Source organism: Mesorhizobium sp. WSM4814 (assembly GCF_055811595.1).
In genome coordinates this window covers 61,373-85,401 of record NZ_JBVVQT010000025.1, presented here as the reverse complement: position 1 = coordinate 85,401, position 24,029 = coordinate 61,373, and the positions used below count along the sequence as shown (strand labels likewise).

General features: G+C 63.1%; 26 protein-coding genes and 1 pseudogene. 15 read left to right on the top strand and 12 right to left on the bottom strand.

What is annotated here, in order from left to right:
- Positions 1 to 166 precede the first annotated feature (166 nt).
- The 3 genes from AC0L2V_RS27570 to AC0L2V_RS27560 all read left to right on the top strand — a co-directional run bounded on the left by AC0L2V_RS27570 (position 167) and on the right by AC0L2V_RS27560 (position 3,751).
- Positions 167 to 1,126 carry a TAXI family TRAP transporter solute-binding subunit gene (locus AC0L2V_RS27570; protein WP_473508053.1) on the top strand — a complete coding sequence of 320 codons (960 nt, stop codon included), beginning with the start codon at positions 167 to 169 and terminating at the stop codon, positions 1,124 to 1,126.
- Between the two features lie 163 nt (positions 1,127 to 1,289).
- The gene (locus AC0L2V_RS27565) at positions 1,290 to 3,392 is read left to right on the top strand and encodes a TRAP transporter permease (protein ID WP_473521730.1); all 2,103 of its coding nucleotides are present in this window, start codon (positions 1,290 to 1,292) and stop codon (positions 3,390 to 3,392) included.
- Positions 3,389 to 3,751, top strand: coding sequence for a DUF1850 domain-containing protein (locus AC0L2V_RS27560; RefSeq protein ID WP_473508051.1), 363 nt, complete (start codon positions 3,389 to 3,391; stop codon positions 3,749 to 3,751). The genes AC0L2V_RS27565 and AC0L2V_RS27560 overlap by 4 nt, the downstream gene beginning before the upstream one ends.
- Before the next feature lie 115 nt (positions 3,752 to 3,866).
- Here the strand turns inward: AC0L2V_RS27560 and AC0L2V_RS27555 are convergent, their stop codons facing one another.
- Positions 3,867 to 4,862: a nucleoside recognition domain-containing protein gene (locus AC0L2V_RS27555; protein ID WP_473508050.1), complete on the bottom strand. Its 996-nt coding sequence runs from the start codon at positions 4,860 to 4,862 to the stop codon at positions 3,867 to 3,869.
- Positions 4,863 to 4,980: 118 nt separating this feature from the next.
- On the opposite strand from AC0L2V_RS27555, the gene AC0L2V_RS27550 reads away from it, so the two are divergent.
- Entirely contained in the window at positions 4,981 to 5,433 is a 453-nt protein-coding gene (locus AC0L2V_RS27550) for an Lrp/AsnC family transcriptional regulator (protein ID WP_287237775.1), read from the top strand.
- 263 nt (positions 5,434 to 5,696) lie between these two features.
- On the opposite strand, the gene AC0L2V_RS27545 is transcribed toward AC0L2V_RS27550, so the two are convergent.
- A complete protein-coding gene (locus AC0L2V_RS27545) occupies positions 5,697 to 5,843 on the bottom strand; it encodes a hypothetical protein (RefSeq protein WP_023801394.1) in 147 nt (48 codons plus the stop codon).
- Between the two features lie 419 nt (positions 5,844 to 6,262).
- Between AC0L2V_RS27545 and AC0L2V_RS27540 the strand changes: the two genes are divergently transcribed.
- Complete coding sequence (locus AC0L2V_RS27540; protein ID WP_027154740.1) at positions 6,263 to 6,769, top strand: YciE/YciF ferroxidase family protein; 507 nt, start codon at positions 6,263 to 6,265, stop codon at positions 6,767 to 6,769.
- Between the two features lie 43 nt (positions 6,770 to 6,812).
- A pseudogene (ligD, locus tag AC0L2V_RS27535) lies at positions 6,813 to 7,851 on the top strand (DNA ligase D); the annotation flags it as partial.
- A 3-nt stretch (positions 7,852 to 7,854) separates the two neighbouring features.
- Here the strand turns inward: ligD and AC0L2V_RS27530 are convergent.
- The gene (locus tag AC0L2V_RS27530) at positions 7,855 to 8,529 is read right to left on the bottom strand and encodes an ArsR/SmtB family transcription factor (protein WP_473508048.1); all 675 of its coding nucleotides are present in this window, start codon (positions 8,527 to 8,529) and stop codon (positions 7,855 to 7,857) included.
- A gap of 133 nt (positions 8,530 to 8,662) precedes the next feature.
- On the opposite strand from AC0L2V_RS27530, the gene AC0L2V_RS27525 reads away from it, so the two are divergent.
- From AC0L2V_RS27525 to AC0L2V_RS27515, 3 genes are all read left to right on the top strand, one after another.
- Positions 8,663 to 8,824 (top strand): DUF1127 domain-containing protein, encoded by a 162-nt coding sequence (locus tag AC0L2V_RS27525; RefSeq protein WP_473508047.1) that lies wholly within the window; start codon positions 8,663 to 8,665, stop codon positions 8,822 to 8,824.
- Positions 8,825 to 8,920: 96 nt separating this feature from the next.
- Complete coding sequence (locus tag AC0L2V_RS27520) at positions 8,921 to 9,253, top strand: NIPSNAP family protein (RefSeq protein WP_027154736.1); 333 nt, start codon at positions 8,921 to 8,923, stop codon at positions 9,251 to 9,253.
- The gene (locus AC0L2V_RS27515) at positions 9,250 to 9,594 is read left to right on the top strand and encodes an antibiotic biosynthesis monooxygenase family protein (RefSeq protein WP_473508046.1); all 345 of its coding nucleotides are present in this window, start codon (positions 9,250 to 9,252) and stop codon (positions 9,592 to 9,594) included. Before AC0L2V_RS27520 ends, AC0L2V_RS27515 begins: the two co-directional genes overlap by 4 nt.
- Positions 9,595 to 9,645: 51 nt before the next feature.
- Here AC0L2V_RS27515 and mbfA read toward each other — a convergent pair whose 3' ends face one another.
- On the bottom strand, positions 9,646 to 10,629 hold the full coding sequence (gene mbfA, locus AC0L2V_RS27510) for an iron exporter MbfA (RefSeq protein WP_027154734.1): 984 nt from the start codon (positions 10,627 to 10,629) through the stop codon (positions 9,646 to 9,648).
- A gap of 173 nt (positions 10,630 to 10,802) precedes the next feature.
- On the opposite strand from mbfA, the gene AC0L2V_RS27505 reads away from it, so the two are divergent.
- From AC0L2V_RS27505 to AC0L2V_RS27495, 3 genes are all read left to right on the top strand, one after another.
- Positions 10,803 to 11,126 (top strand): hypothetical protein, encoded by a 324-nt coding sequence (locus tag AC0L2V_RS27505; RefSeq protein WP_023801401.1) that lies wholly within the window; start codon positions 10,803 to 10,805, stop codon positions 11,124 to 11,126.
- A 127-nt stretch (positions 11,127 to 11,253) separates the two neighbouring features.
- Positions 11,254 to 12,231, top strand: a complete 978-nt coding sequence (locus AC0L2V_RS27500) for a threonine/serine dehydratase (RefSeq protein ID WP_128185164.1) — start codon at positions 11,254 to 11,256, stop codon at positions 12,229 to 12,231.
- 39 nt (positions 12,232 to 12,270) lie between these two features.
- Entirely contained in the window at positions 12,271 to 12,924 is a 654-nt protein-coding gene (locus AC0L2V_RS27495; RefSeq protein WP_473508045.1) for a glutathione S-transferase family protein, read from the top strand.
- Positions 12,925 to 13,002: 78 nt separating this feature from the next.
- Here AC0L2V_RS27495 and AC0L2V_RS27490 read toward each other — a convergent pair whose 3' ends face one another.
- Genes AC0L2V_RS27490 through AC0L2V_RS27475 form a run of 4 tightly spaced genes read right to left on the bottom strand, consistent with a single transcriptional unit; the run spans position 13,003 to position 16,743 of the window.
- On the bottom strand, positions 13,003 to 14,139 hold the full coding sequence (locus AC0L2V_RS27490) for an ABC transporter permease (protein WP_473508082.1): 1,137 nt from the start codon (positions 14,137 to 14,139) through the stop codon (positions 13,003 to 13,005).
- An 8-nt stretch (positions 14,140 to 14,147) separates the two neighbouring features.
- Entirely contained in the window at positions 14,148 to 15,068 is a 921-nt protein-coding gene (locus tag AC0L2V_RS27485) for an ABC transporter ATP-binding protein (protein WP_091591967.1), read from the bottom strand.
- On the bottom strand, positions 15,065 to 16,018 hold the full coding sequence (locus AC0L2V_RS27480) for an HlyD family secretion protein (RefSeq protein ID WP_473521729.1): 954 nt from the start codon (positions 16,016 to 16,018) through the stop codon (positions 15,065 to 15,067). Before AC0L2V_RS27480 ends, AC0L2V_RS27485 begins: the two co-directional genes overlap by 4 nt.
- Positions 16,015 to 16,743, bottom strand: coding sequence for a CerR family C-terminal domain-containing protein (locus tag AC0L2V_RS27475; protein ID WP_473482063.1), 729 nt, complete (start codon positions 16,741 to 16,743; stop codon positions 16,015 to 16,017). The genes AC0L2V_RS27480 and AC0L2V_RS27475 overlap by 4 nt, the downstream gene beginning before the upstream one ends.
- A 105-nt stretch (positions 16,744 to 16,848) precedes the next feature.
- Here AC0L2V_RS27475 and AC0L2V_RS27470 point away from each other — a divergent pair, with 105 nt between their 5' ends.
- On the top strand, positions 16,849 to 17,322 hold the full coding sequence (locus tag AC0L2V_RS27470) for a CYTH domain-containing protein (RefSeq protein ID WP_023801408.1): 474 nt from the start codon (positions 16,849 to 16,851) through the stop codon (positions 17,320 to 17,322).
- Entirely contained in the window at positions 17,319 to 18,266 is a 948-nt protein-coding gene (locus AC0L2V_RS27465; protein ID WP_419695355.1) for a CHAD domain-containing protein, read from the top strand. Before AC0L2V_RS27470 ends, AC0L2V_RS27465 begins: the two co-directional genes overlap by 4 nt.
- 45 nt (positions 18,267 to 18,311) lie before the next feature.
- Here the strand turns inward: AC0L2V_RS27465 and AC0L2V_RS27460 are convergent, their stop codons facing one another.
- The 4 genes from AC0L2V_RS27460 to AC0L2V_RS27445 form a co-directional block, all read right to left on the bottom strand.
- A complete protein-coding gene (locus AC0L2V_RS27460) occupies positions 18,312 to 20,033 on the bottom strand; it encodes a SulP family inorganic anion transporter (RefSeq protein ID WP_473521728.1) in 1,722 nt (573 codons plus the stop codon).
- 122 nt (positions 20,034 to 20,155) lie between these two features.
- Complete coding sequence (locus AC0L2V_RS27455; protein WP_473508041.1) at positions 20,156 to 20,425, bottom strand: helix-turn-helix domain-containing protein; 270 nt, start codon at positions 20,423 to 20,425, stop codon at positions 20,156 to 20,158.
- A 199-nt stretch (positions 20,426 to 20,624) separates the two neighbouring features.
- A complete protein-coding gene (locus AC0L2V_RS27450) occupies positions 20,625 to 21,326 on the bottom strand; it encodes a phosphatase PAP2 family protein (RefSeq protein ID WP_473508040.1) in 702 nt (233 codons plus the stop codon).
- A gap of 110 nt (positions 21,327 to 21,436) precedes the next feature.
- A complete protein-coding gene (locus AC0L2V_RS27445; protein ID WP_027154722.1) occupies positions 21,437 to 21,775 on the bottom strand; it encodes a hypothetical protein in 339 nt (112 codons plus the stop codon).
- Positions 21,776 to 21,979: 204 nt separating this feature from the next.
- Between AC0L2V_RS27445 and AC0L2V_RS27440 the strand changes: the two genes are divergently transcribed.
- Positions 21,980 to 23,968: a PhoX family protein gene (locus AC0L2V_RS27440; RefSeq protein ID WP_473508039.1), complete on the top strand. Its 1,989-nt coding sequence runs from the start codon at positions 21,980 to 21,982 to the stop codon at positions 23,966 to 23,968.
- The last annotated feature ends 61 nt before the right edge of the window (positions 23,969 to 24,029 follow it).

Below are 24,029 nucleotides of genomic sequence, written 5' to 3'. Positions count from 1 at the left end.
CCCAGCCAGCATGTTGAATCAAATCCCCGCTGATTTGGGAATCCCCCTTCGATTCAGCCTCTCTTCATCCCGCTCTAATGGATATTATTGCGGGTTGGCATTTCCCGCCCGCTGTCTAAACTCGCCTCGGGTCGCGCGGTGGCAGATGTTTCAGGGAGGAGATCACATGCACAATTTCAGGACGAAATTTATTGCTGCCGGCGCGCTGGCGCTGTCGCTGGGCCTTGGCGCGGTGCCGGCCAAGGCGCAGGAATTCATCAACGTGCTGACCGGCGGCACCTCGGGCGTCTACTATCCGCTCGGCGTCGCACTGTCGGAAATCTACGGCAAGGGCATTGAGGGCGCCCGCACCCAGGTTCAGGCGACGAAGGCCTCGGTCGAGAACCTCAACCTGTTGCAGCAGGGCAAGGGCGAGATCGCCTTCTCGCTCGGCGATGCCGTCAAACTGGCCGCCGAGGGCAACACCGAAGCCGGCTTCCCGGGCAAGCTCGACAAGCTGCGCGGCGTCGCCGCCATCTATCCCAACTATATCCAGATCGTTGCCAGCAAGGAGTCCGGCATCAAGACCCTTGCCGACCTAAAGGGCAAGAGCCTGTCGGTCGGCGCGCCGGCCTCCGGCACCGAGCTCAACGCCCGCGCCATCTTCGCCGCCGCCGGGCTGAAATACGAGGATCTCGGACGGGTCGAGTATCTGCCCTTCGCCGAATCGGTCGAGCTGATCAAGAACCGCCAGCTCGACGCCACGCTGCAATCGGCCGGACTCGGCGTCGCCTCGATCCGCGATCTCGCCACGTCGGTGCCGATCAACGTCGTCGCCGTACCGGCGCAGGACGTCGCCAAGATCGGCTCGCCCTATCTTTCGGTGACCATTCCCAAGGGCACCTATGAAGGCCAGACCGAGGACGTCGCGACCGCCGCCGTCGGCAATTTCCTCATCACCCACGCCGACGTCTCCGACGAGACCGGCTATCAAATGACCAAGCTGCTGTTCGAAAATCTCGACCAGCTCACTGCTGCCCACGCCGCCGCCAAGGCGATCGACATGGCCAAGGCGCTCGACGGCATGCCGGTGCCGCTGCATCCCGGTGCCGAGCGGTATTACAAGGAAAAGGGATTGGTGAAATAGAGCCGCTCCCTCCCCCTTGAGGGGAGGGTGCCGAGCGAAGCGAGGCGGGTGGGGTCGGTTCAGGCCGCGCACTGCCGCAACGACCCCACCCGTCCATCCGCCTTCGGCGGCTGTCCACCCTCCCCTCAAGGGGGAGGGATTGCGCCCCGCCAGGAACCCGCCAATGACCAACGCCCATCCCGAAACGCCGACCGTTCTCTCCCCCACCGCCGAAGCCCCGCTCGAAGGGCTGCCGCCGGGTTTCGGCGACGGCATCGCCGGCAAGGCCGCCTTTCTCATCGCCATCGCCTTCTCCGTCTTCCAGATCTACATCGCCGCCTATGGCAGCCTGCCGAGCCAGGTGGTGCGCGCCATGCATGTCGGCTTCTTGCTGCTGCTCGGCTTTGGCTTGATCGCCAATCTGCGCGCCACAAGCACACCGGCAAAAGCAGCATTCTGGACGCTCGGCGTGCTCGGCTTCGCCACCGGCCTCTACAATTGGGTGTTCTATGCCGATCTCATCCGGCGCTCCGGCTTCCTCACCACGCCGGACCTGATCGTCGGCACGGTGCTGGTCGTGCTGGTTTTCGAGGCTGCGCGGCGGCTGATGGGGCTGCCGCTTGCCCTGATCGCCTTGATCTTTCTCGCTTACGCTGTCTTCGGCAATCACCTGCCGCCGCCCTTCATCCATCGCGGCTATGATTTCGCCCAGCTCATCGACACCTTCGCCTTTGGCACCGAAGGCATATACGGCACTCCGGTCTACGTCTCGGCCGCCTATATCTTCATCTTCGTCGTCTTCGCCGCCTTTCTCGAACGCGCCGGCATGATCGCACTGTTCAACGATTTCGCGCTTGGCCTGGTCGGCACGTGGCGCGGCGGCCCGGCCCAGGTCTGCGTCCTGTCGTCGGCGCTGATGGGCACCATTTCCGGCTCCGGCGTCGCCAATGTGGTGGCCAGCGGCCAGTTCACCATTCCGCTGATGAAGCGCTTCGGCTTCCGTTCGGCCTTCGCCGGCGCGGTCGAGGCGACCTCGTCGATGGGCGGCCAGATCATGCCGCCGGTGATGGGCGCGGTCGCCTTCATCATGGCCGAGACGCTGAACATCCCCTATGCCGAGGTGGTCAAGGCAGCGATCATCCCGGCGCTGCTCTATTTCGGTGCCTGCTTCTGGCAGGTTTACCTGGAAGCCGGCAAGGCCGGCCTGCAGGGCATGGCCAAGGCGGACCTGCCCAATCCGTGGCACGCGGTGAGAAGACATTGGCCGCTGGTGCTGCCGCTGGCCGCGCTCATCTATCTGCTGTTTGCCGGCTATACGCCGATCTTCGCCGGCACCATGGGGCTGGCGCTGACCATCGTGCTCATCCTCGGCACGCCGCTGGCGGCTTTGATCGGGCCGCTTGCCTTCCGCATCGTCTTTTGGCTGGCGCTGGGGCTTGCCGCCGCCTCCTTCATGAGGTTCGGCGTCAACATCCTCAGTTTTGTCATCGCCGGGCTCGTCATCGCCTGCGTCACCTTCAGGGGCGGACGCGAGACGCTGCAGATATGCATAGATTCGCTAGCCGAGGGAGCAAAGAACGCGCTGCCGGTCGGCATCGCCTGCGCCATCGTCGGCGTCGTCATCGGCACCTTGACGCTCACCGGCATCGCCTCCACCTTCATCGGCTGGATCATCTCCATCGGCGAGAACAATCTGTTCCTGTCGCTGGTGCTGACCATGCTTACCTGCCTGGTGCTCGGCATGGGCATACCGACGATCCCCAACTACATCATCACCTCGTCGCTGGCCGGGCCGGCACTGCTGTCACTCGGCGTGCCGCTGGTGGTCAGCCACATGTTCGTCTTCTATTTCGGCATTATGGCCGACCTCACTCCGCCGGTGGCGCTGGCCGCCTTCGCCGCCGCGCCGATGGCCAAGGAGAGCGGCCTCAAGATCGGCATCCAGGCCACCAAGCTTGCCGTCGCCGGCTTCGTCGTGCCGTTCATGGCGGTCTACACCCCGGCGCTGATGCTGCAGGACCCCGGTCCGATCGCCGCCCAGTTCGGTTATCCCGTCGAGGTCGCCTATATCGTCGCCAAGGCCTGCATGGGCATTGCCCTGTGGGGCGCAGCCGCCGTCGGGTTCCTGGCCCGGCGCATGGCCTGGTGGGAACGTCTCGTCGCCTTCGCCGCCGGCGTGCTGCTGGTTGCCGCACTGCCTGTCACCGACGAAGCCGGGTGGGCACTCTCTGTCGCCTGGATCGGCTGGCACTGCTGGAGGGCGCGGCAGGCCACCGGCACCGCATGAGCCTCTGTATCCTCGCAGCCGGCAAGACGGTGACGCTCACTGTCACCGCCTTCACGCTCGCCTGGACGCATTCGGTGGAAAAGACGCATTGGCAGGAGGACTGGAAGGTGACGCCTTCCGGCTTGGAGATCGCCGAGGCACGGATCAAGGGCTCGGGCGCCGGCATGGAACCGCCGGAAGGCTCGGTGCTGCGGGACGGTTGGTGGGTCTATAAACCCAAGATGGCGCCGCAGCGGCGCCTTGTGCTCGCGGCCTCCGGCGCGACCGGTGAAGGCTGGACGCTGTGCACGGTTCAGGGCTGCCGCGAACTGGGCAAGGCGGCAGGCGACACGACGGTTCTGGAGCTGTGCGAAGGTTAGTACCAGCCGCGGTAGCGGACGGTCGGCAAGCGGGTGCGGGACCTAGTCCTCCAGGGCGTTGTCGGATGTCGAGTTCCGGGCACAGCCACATAAGCGGACCAAAGACGCTCCATCGTTAGCCGCCAAAACCGGATTCCGACTGAGCGAGCCGACTTTCTTCCTTGCGGAACAATGCTTTGAAAAACAGAATGTCGGAAGCCGACCTGATTGCCCGGGCGATCAACGCGGTTGCGAGCACGGCAAAGATCAGGCGAACGAAAAACACACTGGTGAAGTCTGCACCCAGAGCGATGACAACCAGTGTGTCCTCTATGAGACTGTGGGCAAAGCCCATGAACACGCAAGCGAGGAAGATCTGGCGCGGCTCTACGCTGGTCGTGCGCGTCTCGCGGATCAGCAGTCCCGCGCCATAGGAAATTCCAAGAAGCAGACCGACCGCAGTGAACGGCACCGCTTGTGACTGGATGCCGGCAAGGCGAAAGAGCGGCGCAAACCCCTTGTTCAGCCAACCCAGGATGCCCGACATCTTGAGTAGCTCGATCAGCCAGCTTAGTGCGAGGAGAATGACGAGCATGGTTGCCAGGGTTTTGAGCATACCTGGAAAAAAACTGCTCCAATCAGCGCCTTCGCTCATTGGGATCCACGCCGGCTTCAGCGGCTCGGATAGCCATCCGGTGGCTGCGAATATCTGGTGCAGGAGCACGGCAAGGATCAGTCCGCCGCCAATGCGAAGCGCTGCAGTGACCACGAAGCTTGGCCCAACCTTCTGAATGATGCGTTGTTCAATCGGAATGGCATGCGCAAATAGCAAAAGGGTTGAAAGAACGGTCATGTCGGCAGTGCTTAGCGTCGAAACCGGGGCCAGAGTGAACACGGTCACCACCGCGCCCCAAATTCCCACCAGCAATCCTGTCAGCCAGGCAAGGGCGAGCTCGGGCGGCAGTCCAACCAGCGTCATGAGAGGTCCGAAGAACGGAGAGATCGTCCGGATGACACCAAGATCCTGCAGGATCTGTGTGACTATCGTGACCGGAACGATGATGCGAACCAATTCCCAATAGATTTCAAGCGTTTCCAGCGTCCTTCGATAGAGGGCGGCCTGCACTGTCATGGCGATGTCTCCGTGATTGACGCCAAATGACTACCGTGAGACGGTTCGCATTTGTGGTCAAAATTTGCGGACTTGTGCAATAAAATTGCAGACCGGTAGACGACGACGGAGGACCGCAATGGATCGGATCGACAGGAAGCTTCTCAAGCTGTTGCAAGAAGACGCTTCGCGCACCAATGCCGACCTGGCGGCGGAGGTCGGGCTTTCGCCCTCCAGCTGCTTGCGCCGCATACGGCGGCTCAAGTCAGTCGGTGTCATCGACCGCGTTGTCGCGCTACTTGATCCAGCCAAGGCCGGCAGGGGGATGAAGGCTATCGTCACGGTCGAGCTGGAGCGCCACGGCGAGCAGCACATGCGCCGCTTCCTCGAGCTTGCCGCCATGGAACCAGTGGTGGTCCAGGCCTACAGCGTGAGCGGCTCGACCGACGCTGTCCTTATGCTGCGTCTGATGGATATGGACGAGTTCGACACATTGTGCGAGCGGCTGTTCCGAGATCGGACGAATGTGGCGCGGTATTACACCATGTTTGTGATTCGAACCGCCAAGGAGACGACCGCAATCCCGCTCTAGCTTTTCGGAGGCAACTTGGCGGAAGGGATCTTGCAGCTACTGGGCGGTCACGCGAGTCCCGGCTGCCTGGTGTCAAACGGCACTTAGCTTGCCGGCGGCGAGATCTAAGCCCCAGAATCTCAAAATGCTGGAAACTCAGACCCTTGGCGTTGTCGCACGCCGCCTGTCGGCGAGCCCAGGACGTTCCGTGCGATATGTGGTCGCACGATGATCGGCGGCCGGCCTGCAGATCCGGCTATCGTGACGGCTTTCCATGGTCGTCATCAGTGCGCGCTGATGCCGAGCGTGTGGCCGCGGCGTGCGCAAGCGGGGCCTGGGCCGCGCATGTAATAGCGCTCCGGCCGGTAGGTCGGCGCGACGAATTCGCGGATGGCGGCAGCGTAGCCGATGAGGTGCGTCAAGAAGTTCATTTTCCCTGTCCCTGTCCCGATTTCGGATGTCCCTTCCGAATTGCGTGGGATCATAGCGTCGAGGCGTGAATACTCGGTGAACACGATGTTAATCTTTGGTCAAAAAGGCCTTGGTTCGTGGCTGGAATGCGGCTGATTCGGGGTCTTTCCATGCAGTTCGTCGGCATTCCGGCTAGTGTGACTTTTGCATCACATATGTTTCGTTTGGATGTCGCTCCGACGCGCTTGTGTTTCAACTTGGCCGGTGCCGCGAAATATCCGTGCTTGCGCAAATTTCTCTGATTACTCGGGGAAGCCAGGAACCCGTCCGATAGAAGCACGTTGACGCTGAGAGCCGGGACCAACCCCGGCCCAGCGGCTTCCGAGCGGAACCGCCGCCGGAACCCCCAACACAGCAAGAACAATGGAAAGGCAAAGCCATGGGTTTCTTTTCGAAAGACATCAAGACGCTGGACGACCTCTTCGTCCACACGCTGCGCGACATCTATTACGCCGAGAAACAGATCGAGAAGTCGCTGCCGAAGATGATCGACAAGGCGACCGACCCGCAGCTGAAAGCCGGCCTGGAGAAGCATCTCGGCCAGACCAAAGGTCATATCGAGCGGGTCGAGAAGGTGTTCGAACTGCATGGCGTGAAGGCCAAGACGGTCAACTGTCCGGCCATCGACGGCATTCTCGAGGAAGCCGATGAAGTCAGCGGCGACATCGACGACAAGGACGTTCTCGACGCCGCCCTGATCGCATCCGCGCAGGCGGTCGAGCACTACGAGATAACCCGTTACGGCACGTTGATCGCCTGGGCCAAGCAGCTTGGCCGCACCGACTGCGCCAATGTCCTGGCCAACAACATCAAGGAAGAACAGGCGACCGACCGCAAGCTCACCGAGATTGCGGAAGCCAAGGTCAACCTTCAGGCCGCCGAGTAGACTCTCGATCGAGGCAACGCCGGACAGCCGGCTTTGCCTCACTTTCCGTAGCTGGACGTCGACCGTACAATGGGCCACGCTCGTTCCACGGATTGTGCGAGGACAAACCGGCGGAGGAAGTCGTGCAGGAAAAGCCGAAAGCACCCGCTGGCAGGGCCGACAGCAAGGCAAAGCCTGCCAGCGGCAAGGGCGAGACATCCGCCGCTGTCAAATCCACGGAGGCGGCAGACACCGTCATAAAACTTTCTCATCCGGACAAGCTTCTGTGGCCGCAGGAGAAGATATCGAAGCAGGGCCTGCTCGATCATTACGCTTTGGTCTGGCCACGCATGCACCAATTCGTCGTCAATCGGCCACTCAGCCTGGTGCGCGCGCCGGACGGCGTCGACGGCCAACGCTTTTTTCAGAAGCATGCCTCCGCGGGCATGCACGAAAAAATCGCCAGGATGAAGGATCCGACCGACGGCGAGGAGATATTGTTCATCCGTGATTTCGACGGTGTCGCTGCCTTGGTCCAACTCGGCGTGGTCGAGATCCATATCTGGGGCTGCACCATCGACGAACTGGACAAGCCGGACCAGATCATCTTCGATCTCGATCCCGACGAAGAAGTCGACGTGAAAGCGGTGCGCGCGGCGGCGCTCGAAATTCACGGCCGGCTCGATGCGCTGTCATTGCCGAATTTCGTCAAGACCTCGGGCGGCAAGGGCTACCATGTCGTCGTGCCGCTGAAACCGTCGGCGGATTGGGATGAGGTGAAGGACTTCGCCCATGATTTCGCCCGTGCCCTCGAGCAGGCCGCCCCTAATCGGTATACGGCGACGCTGTCGAAGAAGGCGCGCACAGGCAAGATCTTCGTCGACTATCTGCGCAACGGCCGCGGCTCGACGACGGTGGCCCCCTATTCGTCGCGCGCCAAGAAGGGCGCCACGGCATCGATGCCGGCGACCTGGGCGGAAATTGAAGCCGGGTTGGCGCCGAACGCATTTCCGATCGGCGACAAGACGACGCTGAAACAGTTGGCGAAAGCCGATCCCTGGGTGGATTTTTTCAAGCAGGGCAAGCCGCTCGAGCGCGGCTGACAATCAAGCGAGAAACACCCTCTCGAAGGCCTGCTTGCCCATCGGCGAGAAGATTACCGCGCGGCTGTCTTTGTCGCGCCGCGCCCATTTTTCCAAAAGGATCTTGTCGAGGATGGCAGCGCCCAACATGCCAGCCAGATGCGAGCGCCGCTCGCTCCAGTCGAGGCAAGTCCGGCACATCGGTCGTCGCGCCTTGCTCTCGACATCGATGCCGATCGCGGCAAAATGCGAGGCGGCCGACGGCCCAAGCCGGATTTCCTTGTCGTCGCGCAGCAGCACTTGTCGAGCGACAAGACGGTCGAGCATCGCCACGGCCTGCTCGCCGGCGAGATGGTCGTAGCAGACCCGCGCCACGCGCATCGCCGCATCACGCGGACCCGGCCGCACCCGCTGCGGTCCGACCGCGGCGGCCACGCCGGTGATCGCCTCGATCATGCCAGCCACCTGCGGCCCGGCCAGCCCGTAGTAGCGGTGCCGCCCCTGGCTTGCCAGCGTCAGCAGCCCGCCCTCCATCAGTTTCGATAGATGCGAGCTGGCGGTCGGCAGCGACACGCCGGCCTCGAGCGCCAGTTCGCTCGCTGTCAGCGCCGTGCCACCCATCAGCGCGGTCAGCATGTTTGCCCGTGCCGGATCGCCGACTAGGCTGGCGATGCGGGCTATATCTGGTCCTTCACGCATGGTTCGTCCTTCATCGAAGCATTGACGTCAGATAACCACTATCCTGCGCCGAGATCAAGGAGACGAGGATGACCGCAAGAACCGTTCCCCACACCGTGCTTGCCAACGCTTTGGCCGTCGGCCGTCTCCGTTCATGATCTTGCGCCGGGCGCATCTGCGGCTGCTGGCGCGGTGGTATGACCGCCATCTGCAACGCCTCGACCTCGCCGAGATTGACGTGCACCTTTTGCGCGACCTCGGCCTGACGCCACAAGACATTCGCCGCGAATGCGCGAAATCCTTTTGGCAAGCATGACCACCGGAGAAATTGCCTAGCACACCGATCCACGGAATATTTCGACCCCGCTCGAACTGTCGCCGCAACAAACCAGATTCAGCAAGGAGACAAAAGATGACTATCACCTGCTTCATCCGCTACGAGATCGATCCGTTCGGCAAGGCGGCGTTCGAGGAGTATGCCCGCAACTGGGGCCAGGCGATCCCGCGCTGTGGCGCCGATCTGATCGGCTATTTCGCGCCGCATGAGGGCTCGGCCACGACAGCCTATGCCGCCTACAACATCGACAGCCTGGCGGCTTACGAAGCCTACCGTATCCGGCTCGCCGCCGACCCGGCCGGCAAGGCCAATTACGAATTCGCCCGGCGTGAAAAATTCATCCTGAAAGAGGATCGGACTTTTTTGAAACTCGCATCCGGGCCGCACGCCTCTCTGGTGAAACTGTGATCGCCGTCATCTTCGAGGTCGAGCCGGCAGCGGGCAAGCGCGACGCCTATCTCGGCCTCGCCGCCGACCTGCGCCCGCTGCTCGACGGCATCGACGGTTTTCTGTCGATCGAGCGCTTTCAGAGCCTTGTCGACCCGAACCGCATCCTGTCGCTGTCGTTCTGGCGTGACGAGGAAGCGGTGAAAGCCTGGCGCAACACGGAGGAACATAGGCAGGCGCAGAGGGCCGGCCGTGGCGGTATCTTTGCCGACTACCGTCTGCGCATCGCCCACGTCGTGCGCGACTATGGCCTCACCGAACGGGCCGAGGCGCCTGAGGACAGCCGGACGGCGAACGGGTGAGTGGGGCGGCTCTTCCTTCTCCCACAACAAGGGGAGAAGGCAAGAGGGCTGCTAGGCATTCCCGATCAGCACTCCAGCCGCAAACACCAGCGCGCCGCCCAGCACCACCTGGAAGGTGGCGCGCCAGAACGGCGTCTGCATATAACGGTTCTGCACAAAGGCGATCGCCCACAGTTCGAAGAACACCACCACGACCGCGAGAATTGTCGCGGTCCAGAAATACGGAATGAGGTAGGGCAAGGCGTGACCGAGGCCACCCAGCGCCGTCATCACGCCTGTGGTGATGCCGCGTTTCACCGGCGAGCCGCGGCCCGACAGCTTGCCGTCATCGGAGGCGACCTCGGTGAAGCCCATCGAGATGCCGGCGCCGATCGAGGCGGCAAGCCCGACCAGGAAGGTCTGGAATGTGTCGTGCGTGGCGAACGCGGCGGCGAAGATCGGCGCCAGCGTCGACACCGATCCGTCCATCAGCCCGGCCAGTCCCGGCTGCACATAGGTCAGGATGAACTGGCGCTGCTCGGCTGCTGCTTCCTCGGCCTTCACCGCGCCCGGCACATGCTTTTGCTCCAGCCGCTGCGCCAGCGTCTCGTGGCCCTGTTCGGCCACCGCCAGATTATCGAGCAGCTTTCGCGTCGAGGCGTCGCTGGTGCGTTTCGCCGCTTCGACATAGAACAGGTAGGCCTGACGCTCCATAGACTCGGCCTGTTGGCGCACATGTTCGATGCCGAGCGGCCGGACCAGCCAGTCGGGCTTGCGCTCGTAATAGCCCTTCACATGCTCGCGCCGGATCAGCGGAATGCGCTCGCCAAAACGCTCGCGGTGAAGCTCGATCAGCGAATCGCGATGGCCGTCCTCCTCCTCCGCCATTTCCTCGAACACTTTGGCCGAATGCGGAAACCTATCCGCCAGCCCGTCGGCATAGGCGCGGTAGATACGCCCGTCATCCTCTTCGGAAGAGATGGCGAGCGCCAGGATCTCTTGCTCCGAGAGCGACTCGAAGGGACGGCGACCAAAACCGAAAACACGGGAAAGCATGAGAAATCCGCCCTAGTTTAGAATTATTCTAAACTAGAGTTTGGTGCACCGTTGGTCAATCGCTTGTAGCCGGAGGTTCAAATTTATGGTTGCGGGAATCCTCCGCCAGCGCCCTTCATTAGTGGCGAATGTTCACCTATATAGTGGGCTTAAGCCAAGAGAAAGGAATCCGGATGCCGGCAAAACAGCCCACCCATGCATTTGACCCGAAACCCGTTCTCGACCTGATCGCCAGCATCGAGGCCGATCTGCAGCGCCTGAAAGGTCTGGTCGAGCAGCAGGTCGAGAAATTCGACCCGGCCAATCCGCACAACAAGGCCCCCGACGGCAAGCTGACCGAGGAGGGCGTCGAATGCTGCTACCGCCTGTTCGACGAGGGCAAGTCGCGCTATTCGGTTGCCCAGCAGATGAAGATCTCCTTCGCCGCCGCCACCCATCGCTTCAACACCTGGCGCAAGATGGGCGGCGCCAAACGGCAACGGACGCTTTTGGGGTGAGGAGCGGTCGGCGAGGAGCGCCACTCTCTGCTCGCAATCCACGAATTGTCTCGGTCACATTTTTCCAGTGGTGCGCGGCCTGGTTTTCCGTGCACCATGGGGCGGTCTCATTCTGCAGGACCTCACCATGACCACCCCTCCCGGCATCGCCGATATCCACCGCGCAGCAACGCGATTGTCCGGCCTGATCGTCGAAACGCCGCTGATCGAATCGCCGGAGCTGAACAAGCGTTTCGGCGCCAGGATCCTGTTCAAGCCGGAGACGCTGCAGCGTACCGGCTCGTTCAAGTTCCGCGGCGCCTACAACAAACTGTCGTCGCTGAGCGATGAGCAGCGCAGCCGCGGCGTCGTCGCCTTCTCGTCGGGCAACCACGCGCAAGGCGTCGCCGCGTCGGCGGCGATGTTCGGCGTCAAGGCGGTTATCGCCATGCCCACCGATGCGCCGGCAATGAAGGTCGGCAATGTCCGGAAAATGGGCGCCGAAGTGGTTCCGTTCGACCGGTTTCGCGACGATCGCATGGCGGTGGTTCGCCCGTACATGGAACGGGGCATGGTCCTGGTTCCGCCTTTCGACGACCCGGCCATCATCGCCGGCCAGGGAACGATCGGCCTCGAACTGATGGCGCAGGCGAAAGCACTCGGGGTGAGCCTCGACGCGGTCGTCATCCCCTGCGGCGGCGGCGGCCTGAGCAGCGGCATCTCCATCGCGGTCAAGGACGCCTCGCCGGGCACCGCCGTCTGGGCGGTGGAACCCGAGCATTTCGACGACACCTGTCGTTCACTGGCCAGAGGTGCTCGGGTTTCGATCGAACCCGGCCACACTTCGATCTGCGACGCGCTCCTTACCGCCGAGCCGGGCGCAATCACCTTCGAGATCAACCGCAGGAATCTCGCCGGCGGCATTGCCGTGTCCGACAGAGCGGCGGCACAGGCGATGCGCGACGCCATGGCCCATCTCAAGCTGGTGGTCGAGCCCGGCGGCTGCGTCGGGCTGGCCGCGCTGTCATCGGGCGAGATCGAGCTATCAGGCAAATGCGTCGCCGTGGTGCTGTCCGGCGGCAATGTCGATTTCGGCACCTATGCAGAGATCATGGCCGCGGCTTAGGTGGCGACCGAACCGGCACCATTCAAAGGCTGACACGAAATGAAACTGCTCTTCAGCCGCAATCCCAATCCTCGCCTCGCGGTCGCCGTGGCACGCTATCTCGACGCAAAGCTCGACTTTGAGTTCGCATCGCCCTTCGCTCCCGGGCAGGCTGAGCGATATCGCCCGCTGAATCCCAATCTTTCATTGCCGATACTCGTAGGCTCGGGAAACAGCCTCTGGGAGGCTGACGCCATAGCCTGCCGGCTTTCACGCGACGCGCATTCGGATCTCTGGCGCACCGGCGACGACGAACCCGAGATGATCCGATGGCTCAGTTGGGGTAAAGAGAACTTCGCAAGAGCTTGCGACGTCGTGCATTTCGAACGCGGGACCAAGCAGCGCTATGGGATTGGCCCGATCGATCAGCACCGGGTTGAGGAGGGGCTGAGAGACTTTCGCACGGCCGCTGCAACACTTGAGAACGCGCTTTCCGAGCGAGACTGGCTGGTCGAAAACTCGGTCTCCTATGCCGACTTTCGCATGGCGACGTTTCTGCCTTTCAACGATGTCGCCAGATTGCCGCTCGACGATTATCCTTCGGTCAGTCGCTGGTATCGCCAGCTTGAAGAGATCGACGCCTGGCGCGATCCCTTCCAGGGACTGGATGCGCCTGAATTGCCGCCGGTCCCGGATCAGGCCAGACACGCATAAAATCTCGATCCGAATGGTCATGCATCCAAGGTGACACCTCGGCCATTTGCGTAAGCTGCTTGAGTTGGATCCTAATTCCTAATCCAGCGTCCGACGGAACCGCACCAGCGCCACGCCGGCAAACAGCGCCACGAACACGACCAGCCAGCCTATTTCGGTTGCGACCGCCGGCAGGTCGGCGCCCTTCAGCATCACCGCGCGGATGATGCGCAGGAAATGCGTCAGCGGCAGGATCTCGCCGAAGATCTGCGCCCAGCCAGGCATGCCGCGATAAGGGAACATGAAGCCCGACAACAGGATCGACGGCAGGAAGAAGAAGAAGGTGAGCTGCAGTGCCTGCATCTGCGTGCGCGCCATCGTCGAGATGGTGTAGCCGAGCAGCACCAGCGCCAGCACGAAGACCAGAACCGCCGCAAGCAGCAGCGACAACGACCCGGAGAAGGGAACCCCAAACAGCAGCTTGGCCGCCGCCAGCACCACCGCCACTTGCACGGCGCCGACCACCAGATAGGGCAGCACCTTGCCGAGCATGATTTCGAGCGGGCTGGACGGCATCGCCAGGAGGTTTTCCATCGTGCCGCGCTCGGTCTCGCGCGTCAGTGCGATCGAGGTCATCATCACCATCGTCATCTGCAGGATGACGCCGAGCAGGCCGGGCACGATGTTGTATTGCGAGATGCCTTCCGGATTGTAGCGTCGGTGCACCACCACTTCGAGCTGGCCTCGGGCAGCTTCGGCGGCCGTCTCCTGCATGCCGCGCGCCCTGAGCAGCGCCTGGTTGGCAACGGTGCCGAGCGTGGAAATGGCCCCGCTGGCGACTGCCGGGTCGGTCGCATCAGCCTCGATCAGGATTTGCGGCTGGTCGCCGCGCTCGACTCGCCGGGCAAAGTCGGCGGGAATGGTGACGACAAAGGCGACGTCGCCACGCGCCATCAGGAATTCCGCCTCGGCGGCATTTTGCGCGACATGGTCGAAGCGGTAGTAGCCGGTGGTCTGCAGCGCCGAAACCATGGCTCGCGTATAGGGATCGCTGCTCATCGCCACCAGGGCGGCCGGCAGGCTCTTTGGATCGTTGTTGATGGCATAGCCAAACAGCACCAACTGCATCAGCGGCACGCCCAGCATCATGGCGAAGGTGATGCGGTCGCGCCGCATCTGGATGAACTCCTTGATCAGCAGCGCGCCGAGCCTGGCGAAGGAAAAGACGCTGTTTATCCCGTTTTTCATCCCATATTGTCCTTCGAGCCGGACATGAACTGGATGAACACATCCTCCAGGCTGGTCTCGCCCGGCGTCACCGTGACGCCCTTGTGGTCTTTCTCGACATCGGCGAGCGCAGCCTGAAGCGCCGTCTTGTCGGAGCCGACGACGTGCAGCGTCGCGCCAAACGGCGCCACCTGGTCGACACCGGACCGGCCGCTGAGTGCGGCAGCGACCTGGTCGAGGCGCGGACCCTGCACAACGAAGGTCGTCAGCCCGGCATTCCTGACCACCTCGTCGACCGTGCCGGTGGCCAGCATCCTGCCGTAGGAGATGTAGCCGATGCGATGGCAGCGCTCGGCCTCGTCCATATAGTGGGTGGAGACCAGCACGGTCAGCCCGCCGCTGGCCAGCCGATGGATCTCGTCCCAGAATTCACGCCGCGCCTTCGGATCGACGCCCGCCGTCGGCTCGTCGAGCAGCAGCAATCTGGGCTTGTGCATGATGCAGGCGGCCAGCGCCAGCCGCTGCTTCCAGCCACCGGACAGCGTGCCGGCCAACTGGTCCTTGCGCGAGGTGAGGCCAAGATCCTCCAGCGTCCTGGCGACATGCTCGTTGAGCGGCTTCAACCCATAGAGCCGCGCTACGAATTCGAGGTTTTCGGCGATGGTCAAATCCTCGTAGAACGAGAATTTCTGGGTCATATAGCCGACTTCGCGCTTGATCCTCAGACTGTCGGTGCGGATGTCGAAGCCGAGCACCGTGCCTTCGCCCTCATCCGGCGTCAGCAGGCCGCACATGATGCGGATGGTCGTCGTCTTGCCAGAGCCGTTGGGGCCGAGGAAGCCGACGATCTCGCCCTCGGCCACCGTCATCGTCACATGGTCGACGACGGTCTTGTCACCAAAACGCTTGACCAGGCCGTGGACGTCGATGACGTTCATTTGCCGATATCCGCCAGTTCGACATCAACGATCTGCCCCGGTTGCAGCGCGCCGGCGTCGCCCTCCGGCCGCGCCTCGACCAGATAGACCAGCTTCTGCCGGGTCTCGAGCGAGTAGATCACCGGCGGCGTGAATTCCGGGTCCGGCGACACGTAGCTGACGCGAGCCTTCACGTCCGGCCCGCAGCCGTCGCAATGGACGTTGAGCAGCGTGCCGACTTCCACCGACGAGAACGCGCTTTCCGGCACATAGACGCTGAGCTTCACCGCGCCGTCCGGCAGAATCGAAGTGACCGGCGCGGTCGGCCCGGCGGTGTCGCCGGGATAGCGGATCACATCGTTGATGCGGCCGGGCGAAGGCGCCGCCAGCACACGCTTCGACAGCCGCCAGCGCGCCTGCTCCAGCGCCGATTGCGCCTGTCTGACCTGATTGTCGGCGGCCTTGATCGTCTCGGGCCGCGCCGGCAGGCCTCCGACAGCGAGATTGGCTTCCGCCTGGCCGAGCTGCGCGTTGGCAGTTTCCAGCGACGCCGAAGCCGTATCATAATCGGCCTGAGTGCCGGTGCCGCGTTTGAACAAATCGCTGGCGCGGGTGTATCTGCGTTTGGCGTCGGCGGCTTGCGCCTTGGCCATGTCGACCTGCGCCTTGAGCACCTCAATCTCTTCCGGCCGCTTGCCGACCTGCAGGTCGGCAAGTTGCGCCTGGGCCTGGGCAAGGGCCGCCTCGGCTTGCGCGACGGCTATTTTTGCGTCGGCGCTTTCCAGCGTCACCACTGGCGTGCCCGGCGCGACGCGATCGCCGCGCTTGACCGAAATCGTCTCGACCTGCGCCACCTCGATCGGCGCGAGCAGCACATAGTCGCCCTCGACATAGCCGACGGCGAGCGGCGTCGCCGGTGCGCAGGTGCTGAAAAGCAGGGCGGCGAGCGGCACAGAGCAGAGGAAACTCATGATCTACGATCCTTCCGGTCGGTTAAGTGACGCCGAGCCAAAATCGCGCCGAGATTATCCGTCACTGCCGCCGCGATCTTGGTGGCCTCGGCGTCGCCGATCGCGCGCCAGCCCATGCGGCGCATCACCGCCTCGCGGCCGATGCGGAAATAGACGACCTGGCCGATCAGCGTGAACACGGTGAGTCGGGTAGCCTCGCTTTCGGCCGCCTCGCCCGTCGCCTGCTCCCAGATCAGGCAGAGCCGGCGATGCGTCGGCTCGAACACGCCGTCGTAGATGCGGTCGAGTGCCGCCGTCGGATGCGACAGCTCACGCAGGACAAACTGCACGATCTCGCCGGCCTCCGGCCTTGCCACGATGAAAGCCACCATCCGCTCCAGCGCGGTGAACAGTTGTGCCCGCGCCGCTTCGGGGTCGCCCGTTTCTGGTTCGCCCGTTTCTGGTTCGCTTGAGCCCTGCAGATTGCCGATCGCCTGGCCGGCAATGGTCTGGATCGTGTCGACGATATAGTCGGCCGCAGCGGTGCGAAGCCCTTCCTTGCCGCCGAAATGATAGGCGATCGAGCCGATATTGGCCCTGGCCTCAGCCGCGATCTCGCGCGTCGAGGTGCCGTCAAAACCCTGGCGTCCGAACAGCTTCAGCGCTGCGCGAACAAGTGCCGCGCGCGTCATCTCGGCGGGGGATGCCTCGCGGCGCGGAATTTTAGCGTTTGTCGGTTTGCTCATGATCCGCAGTTTAATCAATCGAATGATTAAAGTCAAGCCTTGCCGATCTCCACCTGTCGATCCCCACCTTGCCATCTCCATCCGCACGCGCTTTAGTGTGGAGCCATGGTCAAGGAAATCGAGCGCAAGTTCCTGGTCTCCGGCGATGGCTGGCGGGATCTGATCGAAGCGGACATCCGCATTCGCCAGTTCTATCTCGTTGCCGCGCCCGACCGCTCGGTCCGCGTGCGTATCAGCGACGGCGCGTCGGCAAAGCTGACGCTCAAATTCGGCAGCAAGGCCCGCGAACGCGACGAATTCGAATATCCGATCCTTCTGGCGGATGCGGAAGAGATGCTGGCCTTCGCAATCGGTCGTGTCATCGAGAAGACACGCCACCATGTTAGGCATCGCGGCCATCTCTATGAAGTCGATGTCTTCGGCGGGATGCTCAGCGGTCTGGTGGTCGCCGAGCTTGAGACGCCGCAGGACGTGCAGGGCGAAATGCTGCCAGATTGGCTCGGCCGCGAAGTCACCGGCGAGCACAGGTTCTACAACGCGTCGCTCGCCCTCGAGGGGATTCCGGAGATCGCCGCATGAGCTATCGCATCGATCCGCGCCTGCCGTTGACCGGCGAGGTCAGGCGCATCCTCGCTGAGGAGATCGGCAAGGCGCTCGTCCATCTGGACGCGGCGCATGACAGGCCGGAGCAGGCGCTGCACAAATGCCGCAGGCGGCTGAAGAAGGTGCGTGCCTTGCTGCGCCTGGTCCGTCCCGGAGACGAAACATTTTGCAGTACCGAGAACCAATGCTACCGAGAGGTGGCTGCCCTGCTTGCCGGCCCGCGCGAGGCGACCGCGCTGGTTGAAACCATCGACCGGCTGGCAAAAAACTTTCCCGAGCAAAGCGCCGGCGGCGGTCTCGATGCCGTTCGCGACACGCTGGTGGCGCGCCAGCACCAATTGCATGGTGGAGTTGGCCTCGGCGCCGCGATAGCTGCCGCGACTGCCGCTTGCGAGGATGGCATCAGCCGCATCGATACTCTGGTCTTGCCCGACCAGCCCGAACAGGCCGCCGATGTGCTTGCCGAAGGCGCCCGCATCACTCTGCGTCGCGCCAGAAAGGCGCTGGACAAGGCGGGCTCCCGCGGTGATGCTGACGATTTCCATGATCTGCGCAAGGCGGCAAAGACTCACGGCATGCATCTGTCGCTGCTTGGAAGGCTGTGGCCGACGCCGATCAAGGCACGGCGCAAGGCGGTCGACGAACTTGGCGAAAAGCTGGGCGAACTGCATGATGTGTTCGTCTTGCGCACGCTTCTCGAGGCCCACGACCGGCCGCTCGGCTCTCCTCAGGAAACGCGACTGCTGAGCAAGCTGTTGAAGCGCTCGGAGAAAAGCCTGAAAAAGACCTGTCTTGCGGCGGCAGCCGATCTGTTCGGCGACAGGCCCAGGCGCTCGACAAAAAAACTCGCGCGCAAGGCGCGCACCGATCTGGCCGCCGCGCCGCACGAAGACGCCAGCGCGCCCGGCGCCGCTGCCTGACGCGGTGCTTGCGTCCGTCCGACATCGCTGACGATGAGGAGAGGGTTAGACCTCTCCCGGCGCGGCATTCTTCAACTGCGCTCGCGCGTCCCTGATCGAGGCGGCGTATGTCACCAGCGGCCGTTTGACGCCGTGGTTGATCAGCATGCGGCGTGTCTGCGGCGAAGCGCCTGATATGATGAAGCGCACGCCGGCGCGCCTCGCCTTGTGGGCAGCGCTCTCGATGACGTTGGCCGCCGTTGAATCGAAGAATGGCACGGCCGAGCAGTCGAGGATGAAGTTCTTGCGCTGGTCGGCGATGCGGTCCAGCACCGTGGCGACGGTCGAGGCGGCGCCGAAGAAGAAGGCGCCGGAAATCCGGTAGACGACGGTGTCGGCATCGCTGGCCTCGCTGGAATCGTATCCGCTGGCGGCGCCGGTTCTGTCGGCGACATCGTCCTGCACCAGTCCCTGATCCGGCTCAACCGCAATGCTCTTGGCCATGCGGTCGATGAACAGGATCGAGCCCAGCGCGAAGCCGACGACGATGCCTTCGGTGAGATCTCGGAAGATGACGATCAGGAAAGTCGCCATCAGCACCAGCGCGTCGCCGCGCGAGGCACGCAGCAGCGTGGCAAAGGCCTGCTTCTCGAACATGTTCCAGCACACCACCGCCAGCACGCCGGCAAGGGCTGCAAGCGGGATGTAGCTGGCCAGCGGCGCCGCCACCAGCATCAGGGCAAGCAGGAGGGCCGAGTGGATCATGCCCGAGACCGGTCCATGCGCGCCGGCTCGCACATTGGTCGCGGTGCGGGCTAGGGTGCCGGTGGTGCAGATGCCGCCGAACAGGGCGGACGCGATGTTGGCGAAGCCTTGCGCCACGAGTTCGCAGTTGGAGCGGTGCCGCCTTCCTGTCATGCCGTCGGCGACCACCGCCGACAGCAGCGATTCGATCGCGCCGAGCAGCGCAAAGGCTAGGGCGTCCGGCAGGACGTCGATCATCCTGCTGAAGCTGATCGGCGGAAAGGCCGGCATTTGCAGGCTGCGCGGGATACCGCCGAAGCGCGTGCCGATCGTTTCGGCAGGCAGAGAAAACAGCGCCACGACAAGCGACGCCAGACCGATGGCGATCAGCATGGCGGGCCATTTCGGCCGCCACCGTTTCATCAGGGCAATGGCGACGATGGTCAGCAGAGCGACGAAGGTGGCGGCGAGATTGATCGTGCCGGCCGCCTCGCCGATCGCCATCAGCTTCGGCACCAGCGGTCCAGGTTCTTTGCCGGCGAGTTTTAGCCCGAACAGCTCGACGATCTGGCCGGAGAAGATGATGATGGCGATGCCGGCGGTGAAGCCGACGGTCACCGGATAAGGAATGAATTTGATGTAGGTGCCAAGCCTGAGGTAGCCGATGACGAGCAGCAAGACGCCGGCCATCATCGTCGCCAGCAGCAACCCGTCGACGCCGACCCGTGCCACGGTTGCCGCCATCAGCACGATAAAGGCGCCCGCCGGCCCGCCGATCTGGAAACGGCTGCCGCCCAGAGCCGAGACGAGGAAACCGCCAATGATGGAAGTGTAGAGCCCGCGCTCCGGAGACACGCCCGATGCGATCGCGATCGCCATCGACAGCGGCAGCGCCACGATGGCCACGGTCAGTCCGGCGATGGCATCGGCCTTGAAGTGCTCTGATGTGTAGCCTTCGCGCAGCACCGTCGCCAGCTTCGGCGTGAACAGTTCGGAAAATGTCGGCTGCGCCGGTTGATGAATTGCCCGCTGGGTTCGATGCATGGACTGCCTTCCGCTCCTGATGCATGCCGCCAAAAAGTGCACAGCGGCCACGCATAAAACCAAGCAGGCGGCGGGATCGTCGGCAGGACTGTCGGCGGTCGCCGTCGCGACTCTATTTCGGCTCAGCCTGGCGGGTTCTGCGGCACGACCGGCTTGAGGCGCACCCCCCTGCCGCCGCGCTCGCTGGCCTGGTTCTCGCCGATCAGCTCCACGCCGGCCCGGTCAAGGGCATGGATGACCTTCATCAGCGTATCGACCATGCCCCTGACCACGCCGTCGCTCGCTTCCATGCGCTGAATGGTTGGAAGCGAAACCCCGGCGCGCTCGGCGAGCGTCTTCTGATCGATGCCGGCCAGAGCCCTTGCGGCGCGCATCTGCGCGGCAGTGATCATCGGCTAAAAACCCCCGTCTGAGTCTGCATTCCATGTATAATACCATCATTTTGATGGATCAAGCATCATCATGCACATGTCAGACATGTGCACACCAGGCCGTTTGCATCTTGGCGAGCCTGCGCGCCCGCTGGGCCAGCACGCCCCAGCCGCCGCAACTTAGAGGAGAATTGGCGCAGCGTCGTTCGGAACGGGCGGTTCAGGCGCCGGTGGTCTGCCCGCGCCATCGCTGGAACGCCCATGCGACCAGCCAGCACAGCATCGCCCAGGCGAAGCCGGCGCACCAGCCGGCCAGCACGTCCGATGGCCAATGAACGCCGAGATAGACGCGGCTGATGCCGACGAGCAGTGCTGTCAGCACGGCAAGTGCCAGCACATAGATCTTGGTCGTTCGCCCAGGCAGGAAACGCGACGCCATGCTGCCCAGCGTCAAATATGTCACCGCCGACAGCATCGCATGGCCGCTTGGAAACGAAAGCGTCGCCACGTCGGCGAGATGCGAGACCAGGTCGGGGCGCGGCCGATCGATTCCTAGCTTCAGCGTGCTCGACAGGGCCTGCCCGCCCGCCACCGCGACAAAGACCAGAAACGCTGCTCCCGGCTTGTGGATCAGCAGCAGATAGACGATCACCGCCACTGTGATCAGCCCGAGCACGATGGCGCTGCCGAGGCTGGTAATGTCGCGCATCGCCCCTTCCAGCCATAGCGGTCCGATCGGATTGTCGGGCTGGCCCGCTTCACGGAAGGCGAGCATAATTTCCGTGTCGAAGGCGTGCGGCGTGGTGTCCCGCGCTACCTCCATCAGTTCCTCGAACCCCCACAGCCCGCCAGCGATGACCAGTCCGGCCAAAAGCACCGGGAATTCGATCCAGTTGAGCAGCCTGTTTGCGGTATTCTTCATCGGGCCAATCGTCTTACAGCGCCGCGCGTCCTTTTGGACGCGCAAAGGACGCTGTAGCACTTTGATTTGGCACATGATCCTTTCCGAAATCGTTTCGGGGTCATGCGCAACTACAGTTTTTGCAGATAGGGCCCGAGCGTGATCAGCGCCACCGCTGCGACGGCGAGCACGATGCCGGTCGCCTGCAACGAATTGACGCGCTCGCCGAAGAACACCAGTGCCACCACGTTCACCGACACCAGTTGGATCACCGCCGACAGGCTGAACGACACCGACATGCCGAATTCACGGATCAGCCTCAGCATGATCAGATTGCCCGCTGAATAGAGCGCCAGAGTCAGAACGATCTTGCCGAGGCTCGGCGCCAGCCCCCATTGCTTGGCCGCCGTCGCCGCCAGCAGGAAGATCACTGTCGAAATGCCGAGCTGCCCCAGTCCCCAGAAACTCACTTTTTTGTTCCTCCCGACGCCGTGCTTGCGCGCCTGCCGCAGATCTTGTTTCGGAAGCGTCGGTCGCGGTCAAGCGGCCTGATCAAAGACATGAAATCGGGCTGGAAATTGGTCGGCAACGTCATCAAACTGTGATCTGCTGGCGATACGCGGTCAGTCAAGCAACACGCTCCAGCCATCCCAAAGAGCCAGAGGCACGCCCCCATGACTGAACATCGCCCCGACGCCCATTTCCGCACCAGCCTGCTCGAGGAAAACGATGGGCCAGGAACCAATCCCACTGACAACCAGACGATGGGCGAAATCATCGCCGCGCGATTCTCGCGCCGTGGTTTTCTGCAGGGATCGCTCGCGGCAACCGCCATCGCCGCCACCGTCAGCCCGCTCGCGCTGATCCTCGCCGACGATGCCCGCGCCGGTGGCGGCTCGGTCTTCAGTTTCGACGAGGTCGAGGCAGGCGTCGACGACAAGCACCATGTCGCTGCCGGCTACGACGCCGACGTGCTGTTGCGCTGGGGCGATCCGCTGTTTGCCGATTCACCGGAATTCGATCCGACAAAACAGTCGGCGCAGGCCCAGGAAAGACAGTTTGGCTACAATAACGACTATGTCGGCTATATCCCGATCGACGGCTCGGCCGAGCATGGCCTGCTGGTGGTCAACCACGAATACACCAATCCGCATCTGATGTTCCCGGGCCTTGTCACCATCGTCGATGGGGAGGCCAAGCAGGCGCCGCTGAGCAAGGAACAGGTCGACGTCGAGATGGCCGCGCATGGCGGCACCATCGTCGAGATCCGCAAGGCATCAGGCAAATGGCAGGTGGTGCGCGACGGCAAGCTCAACCGCCGCATCACCGCCAACACCGAGATGGCACTGTCCGGCCCCGTCGCCGGCCACGACCGCGTCAAGACCAGTGCCGATCCGACCGGCACGAAGGTCATCGGCACTGTCAACAATTGTGCCGGCGGCGTCACGCCCTGGGGTACCTATGTCATGGCCGAGGAAAACATACACGGCTATTTCTCGGGCGAGCTGCCGGAAGGCCACAAGGAAGCCACCAACTACAAGCGCCTGGGTATTCCCGAAGGCGCCTATGAATGGGCTGCGCATTACGATCGCTTCGACATCGGCAAGGAGCCGAACGAGCCGAATCGCTTCGGCTGGATTGTTGAGGTCGACGTCAACGATCCGACCTCGGTGCCGAGGAAGCGCACTGCCATGGGCCGCTTCAAGCATGAGGGCGCTGAATCGATCGTCGCCAAGGATGGCCGTGTCGTTTTCTATCTCGGCGACGACGAACGCTTCGACTATGTCTATAAATTCGTCACGGCCGGCAAGTTCAACGCCGAGGACCGCGCCGCCAACATGGATCTCCTCGACGACGGCACGCTCTACGTCGCCAAATTCGCCGAAGACGGGTCGATCGAATGGCTGCCCATCGTCTTCGGCCAGGGCCCGCTGACGGCGGAGAACGGCTTTGCCAGACAGGCCGACGTGCTGATCGAGACGCGCCGTGCCGCCGATCTGCTCGGTGCCACCAAGATGGATCGCCCCGAGGACATCCAGCCCAATCCGACGACTGGCAAGGTCTACGTCATGCTGACCAACAATTCGAAGCGCAAGACGGACCAGGTCGACGCCGCCAATCCGCGCGCCGAAAACGCCTTCGGCCATATCATCGAGATCGTCGAGGACGGTGGCGATTTCACTGCCGCCAAGGGCAAGTGGGAAGTGCTGTTGAAATGCGGCGATCCCTCAGTGGCCGAAGTTGGCGCCACCTTCTCGACCGCAACCACCGCCAATGGCTGGTTCGGCATGCCGGATAATTGCGCCATCGATTCGGCCGGCCGGCTTTGGGTCTCGACCGATGGCCAGGGCCCGAAGGCCACCGGCCGCACCGATGGCCTGTGGGCGGTCGACACCGAAGGCGAGGCGCGGGCGACCTCGAAACTGTTCTTCCGCGTGCCGATCGGCGCCGAAATGTGCGGCCCGCTATTCACGCCCGACGACCAGACCGCCTTCGTCGCGGTTCAGCATCCGGCCGATGGCGGCGAAGACTGGGAGGCTTTTGGCCGTCCCTCTTACTACGAGGACCCGTCGACCCGCTGGCCTGACTTCAAGCCCGATATGCCGGTGCGGCCGTCGGTCGTCGCCATCACCAAACAGGGCGGTGGCAAGATCGCGGTCTGAATCACTGCAAGGCGCTAGCAGCGCCAAGGAAGGACTTCGTCGATACGAAATCCTTCCTTTT

Bases quoted from the DNA above. Each gene is read 5' to 3' on its own strand.
- AC0L2V_RS27570 (WP_473508053.1), top strand. From the start codon at position 167: ATGCACAATTTCAGGACGAAATTTATTGCTGCCGGCGCGCTGGCGCTG.
- AC0L2V_RS27455 (WP_473508041.1), bottom strand. From the start codon at position 20,425: ATGATCACTGCCGCGCAGATGCGCGCCGCAAGGGCTCTGGCCGGCATC.
- AC0L2V_RS27460 (WP_473521728.1), bottom strand. From the start codon at position 20,033: ATGCATCGAACCCAGCGGGCAATTCATCAACCGGCGCAGCCGACATTT.
- AC0L2V_RS27505 (WP_023801401.1), top strand. From the start codon at position 10,803: ATGCCGGCAAAACAGCCCACCCATGCATTTGACCCGAAACCCGTTCTC.
- AC0L2V_RS27475 (WP_473482063.1), bottom strand. From the start codon at position 16,743: ATGAGCAAACCGACAAACGCTAAAATTCCGCGCCGCGAGGCATCCCCC.
- AC0L2V_RS27525 (WP_473508047.1), top strand. From the start codon at position 8,663: ATGATCTTGCGCCGGGCGCATCTGCGGCTGCTGGCGCGGTGGTATGAC.
- AC0L2V_RS27550 (WP_287237775.1), top strand. From the start codon at position 4,981: ATGGATCGGATCGACAGGAAGCTTCTCAAGCTGTTGCAAGAAGACGCT.
- AC0L2V_RS27565 (WP_473521730.1), top strand. From the start codon at position 1,290: ATGACCAACGCCCATCCCGAAACGCCGACCGTTCTCTCCCCCACCGCC.
- AC0L2V_RS27480 (WP_473521729.1), bottom strand. From the start codon at position 16,018: ATGAGTTTCCTCTGCTCTGTGCCGCTCGCCGCCCTGCTTTTCAGCACC.
- AC0L2V_RS27485 (WP_091591967.1), bottom strand. From the start codon at position 15,068: ATGAACGTCATCGACGTCCACGGCCTGGTCAAGCGTTTTGGTGACAAG.
- AC0L2V_RS27540 (WP_027154740.1), top strand. From the start codon at position 6,263: ATGGGTTTCTTTTCGAAAGACATCAAGACGCTGGACGACCTCTTCGTC.
- AC0L2V_RS27465 (WP_419695355.1), top strand. From the start codon at position 17,319: ATGAGCTATCGCATCGATCCGCGCCTGCCGTTGACCGGCGAGGTCAGG.
- AC0L2V_RS27520 (WP_027154736.1), top strand. From the start codon at position 8,921: ATGACTATCACCTGCTTCATCCGCTACGAGATCGATCCGTTCGGCAAG.
- AC0L2V_RS27560 (WP_473508051.1), top strand. From the start codon at position 3,389: ATGAGCCTCTGTATCCTCGCAGCCGGCAAGACGGTGACGCTCACTGTC.
- AC0L2V_RS27545 (WP_023801394.1), bottom strand. From the start codon at position 5,843: ATGAACTTCTTGACGCACCTCATCGGCTACGCTGCCGCCATCCGCGAA.
- mbfA (WP_027154734.1), bottom strand. From the start codon at position 10,629: ATGCTTTCCCGTGTTTTCGGTTTTGGTCGCCGTCCCTTCGAGTCGCTC.
- AC0L2V_RS27495 (WP_473508045.1), top strand. From the start codon at position 12,271: ATGAAACTGCTCTTCAGCCGCAATCCCAATCCTCGCCTCGCGGTCGCC.
- AC0L2V_RS27450 (WP_473508040.1), bottom strand. From the start codon at position 21,326: ATGAAGAATACCGCAAACAGGCTGCTCAACTGGATCGAATTCCCGGTG.
- AC0L2V_RS27555 (WP_473508050.1), bottom strand. From the start codon at position 4,862: ATGACAGTGCAGGCCGCCCTCTATCGAAGGACGCTGGAAACGCTTGAA.
- AC0L2V_RS27470 (WP_023801408.1), top strand. From the start codon at position 16,849: ATGGTCAAGGAAATCGAGCGCAAGTTCCTGGTCTCCGGCGATGGCTGG.
- AC0L2V_RS27530 (WP_473508048.1), bottom strand. From the start codon at position 8,529: ATGCGTGAAGGACCAGATATAGCCCGCATCGCCAGCCTAGTCGGCGAT.
- AC0L2V_RS27440 (WP_473508039.1), top strand. From the start codon at position 21,980: ATGACTGAACATCGCCCCGACGCCCATTTCCGCACCAGCCTGCTCGAG.
- AC0L2V_RS27500 (WP_128185164.1), top strand. From the start codon at position 11,254: ATGACCACCCCTCCCGGCATCGCCGATATCCACCGCGCAGCAACGCGA.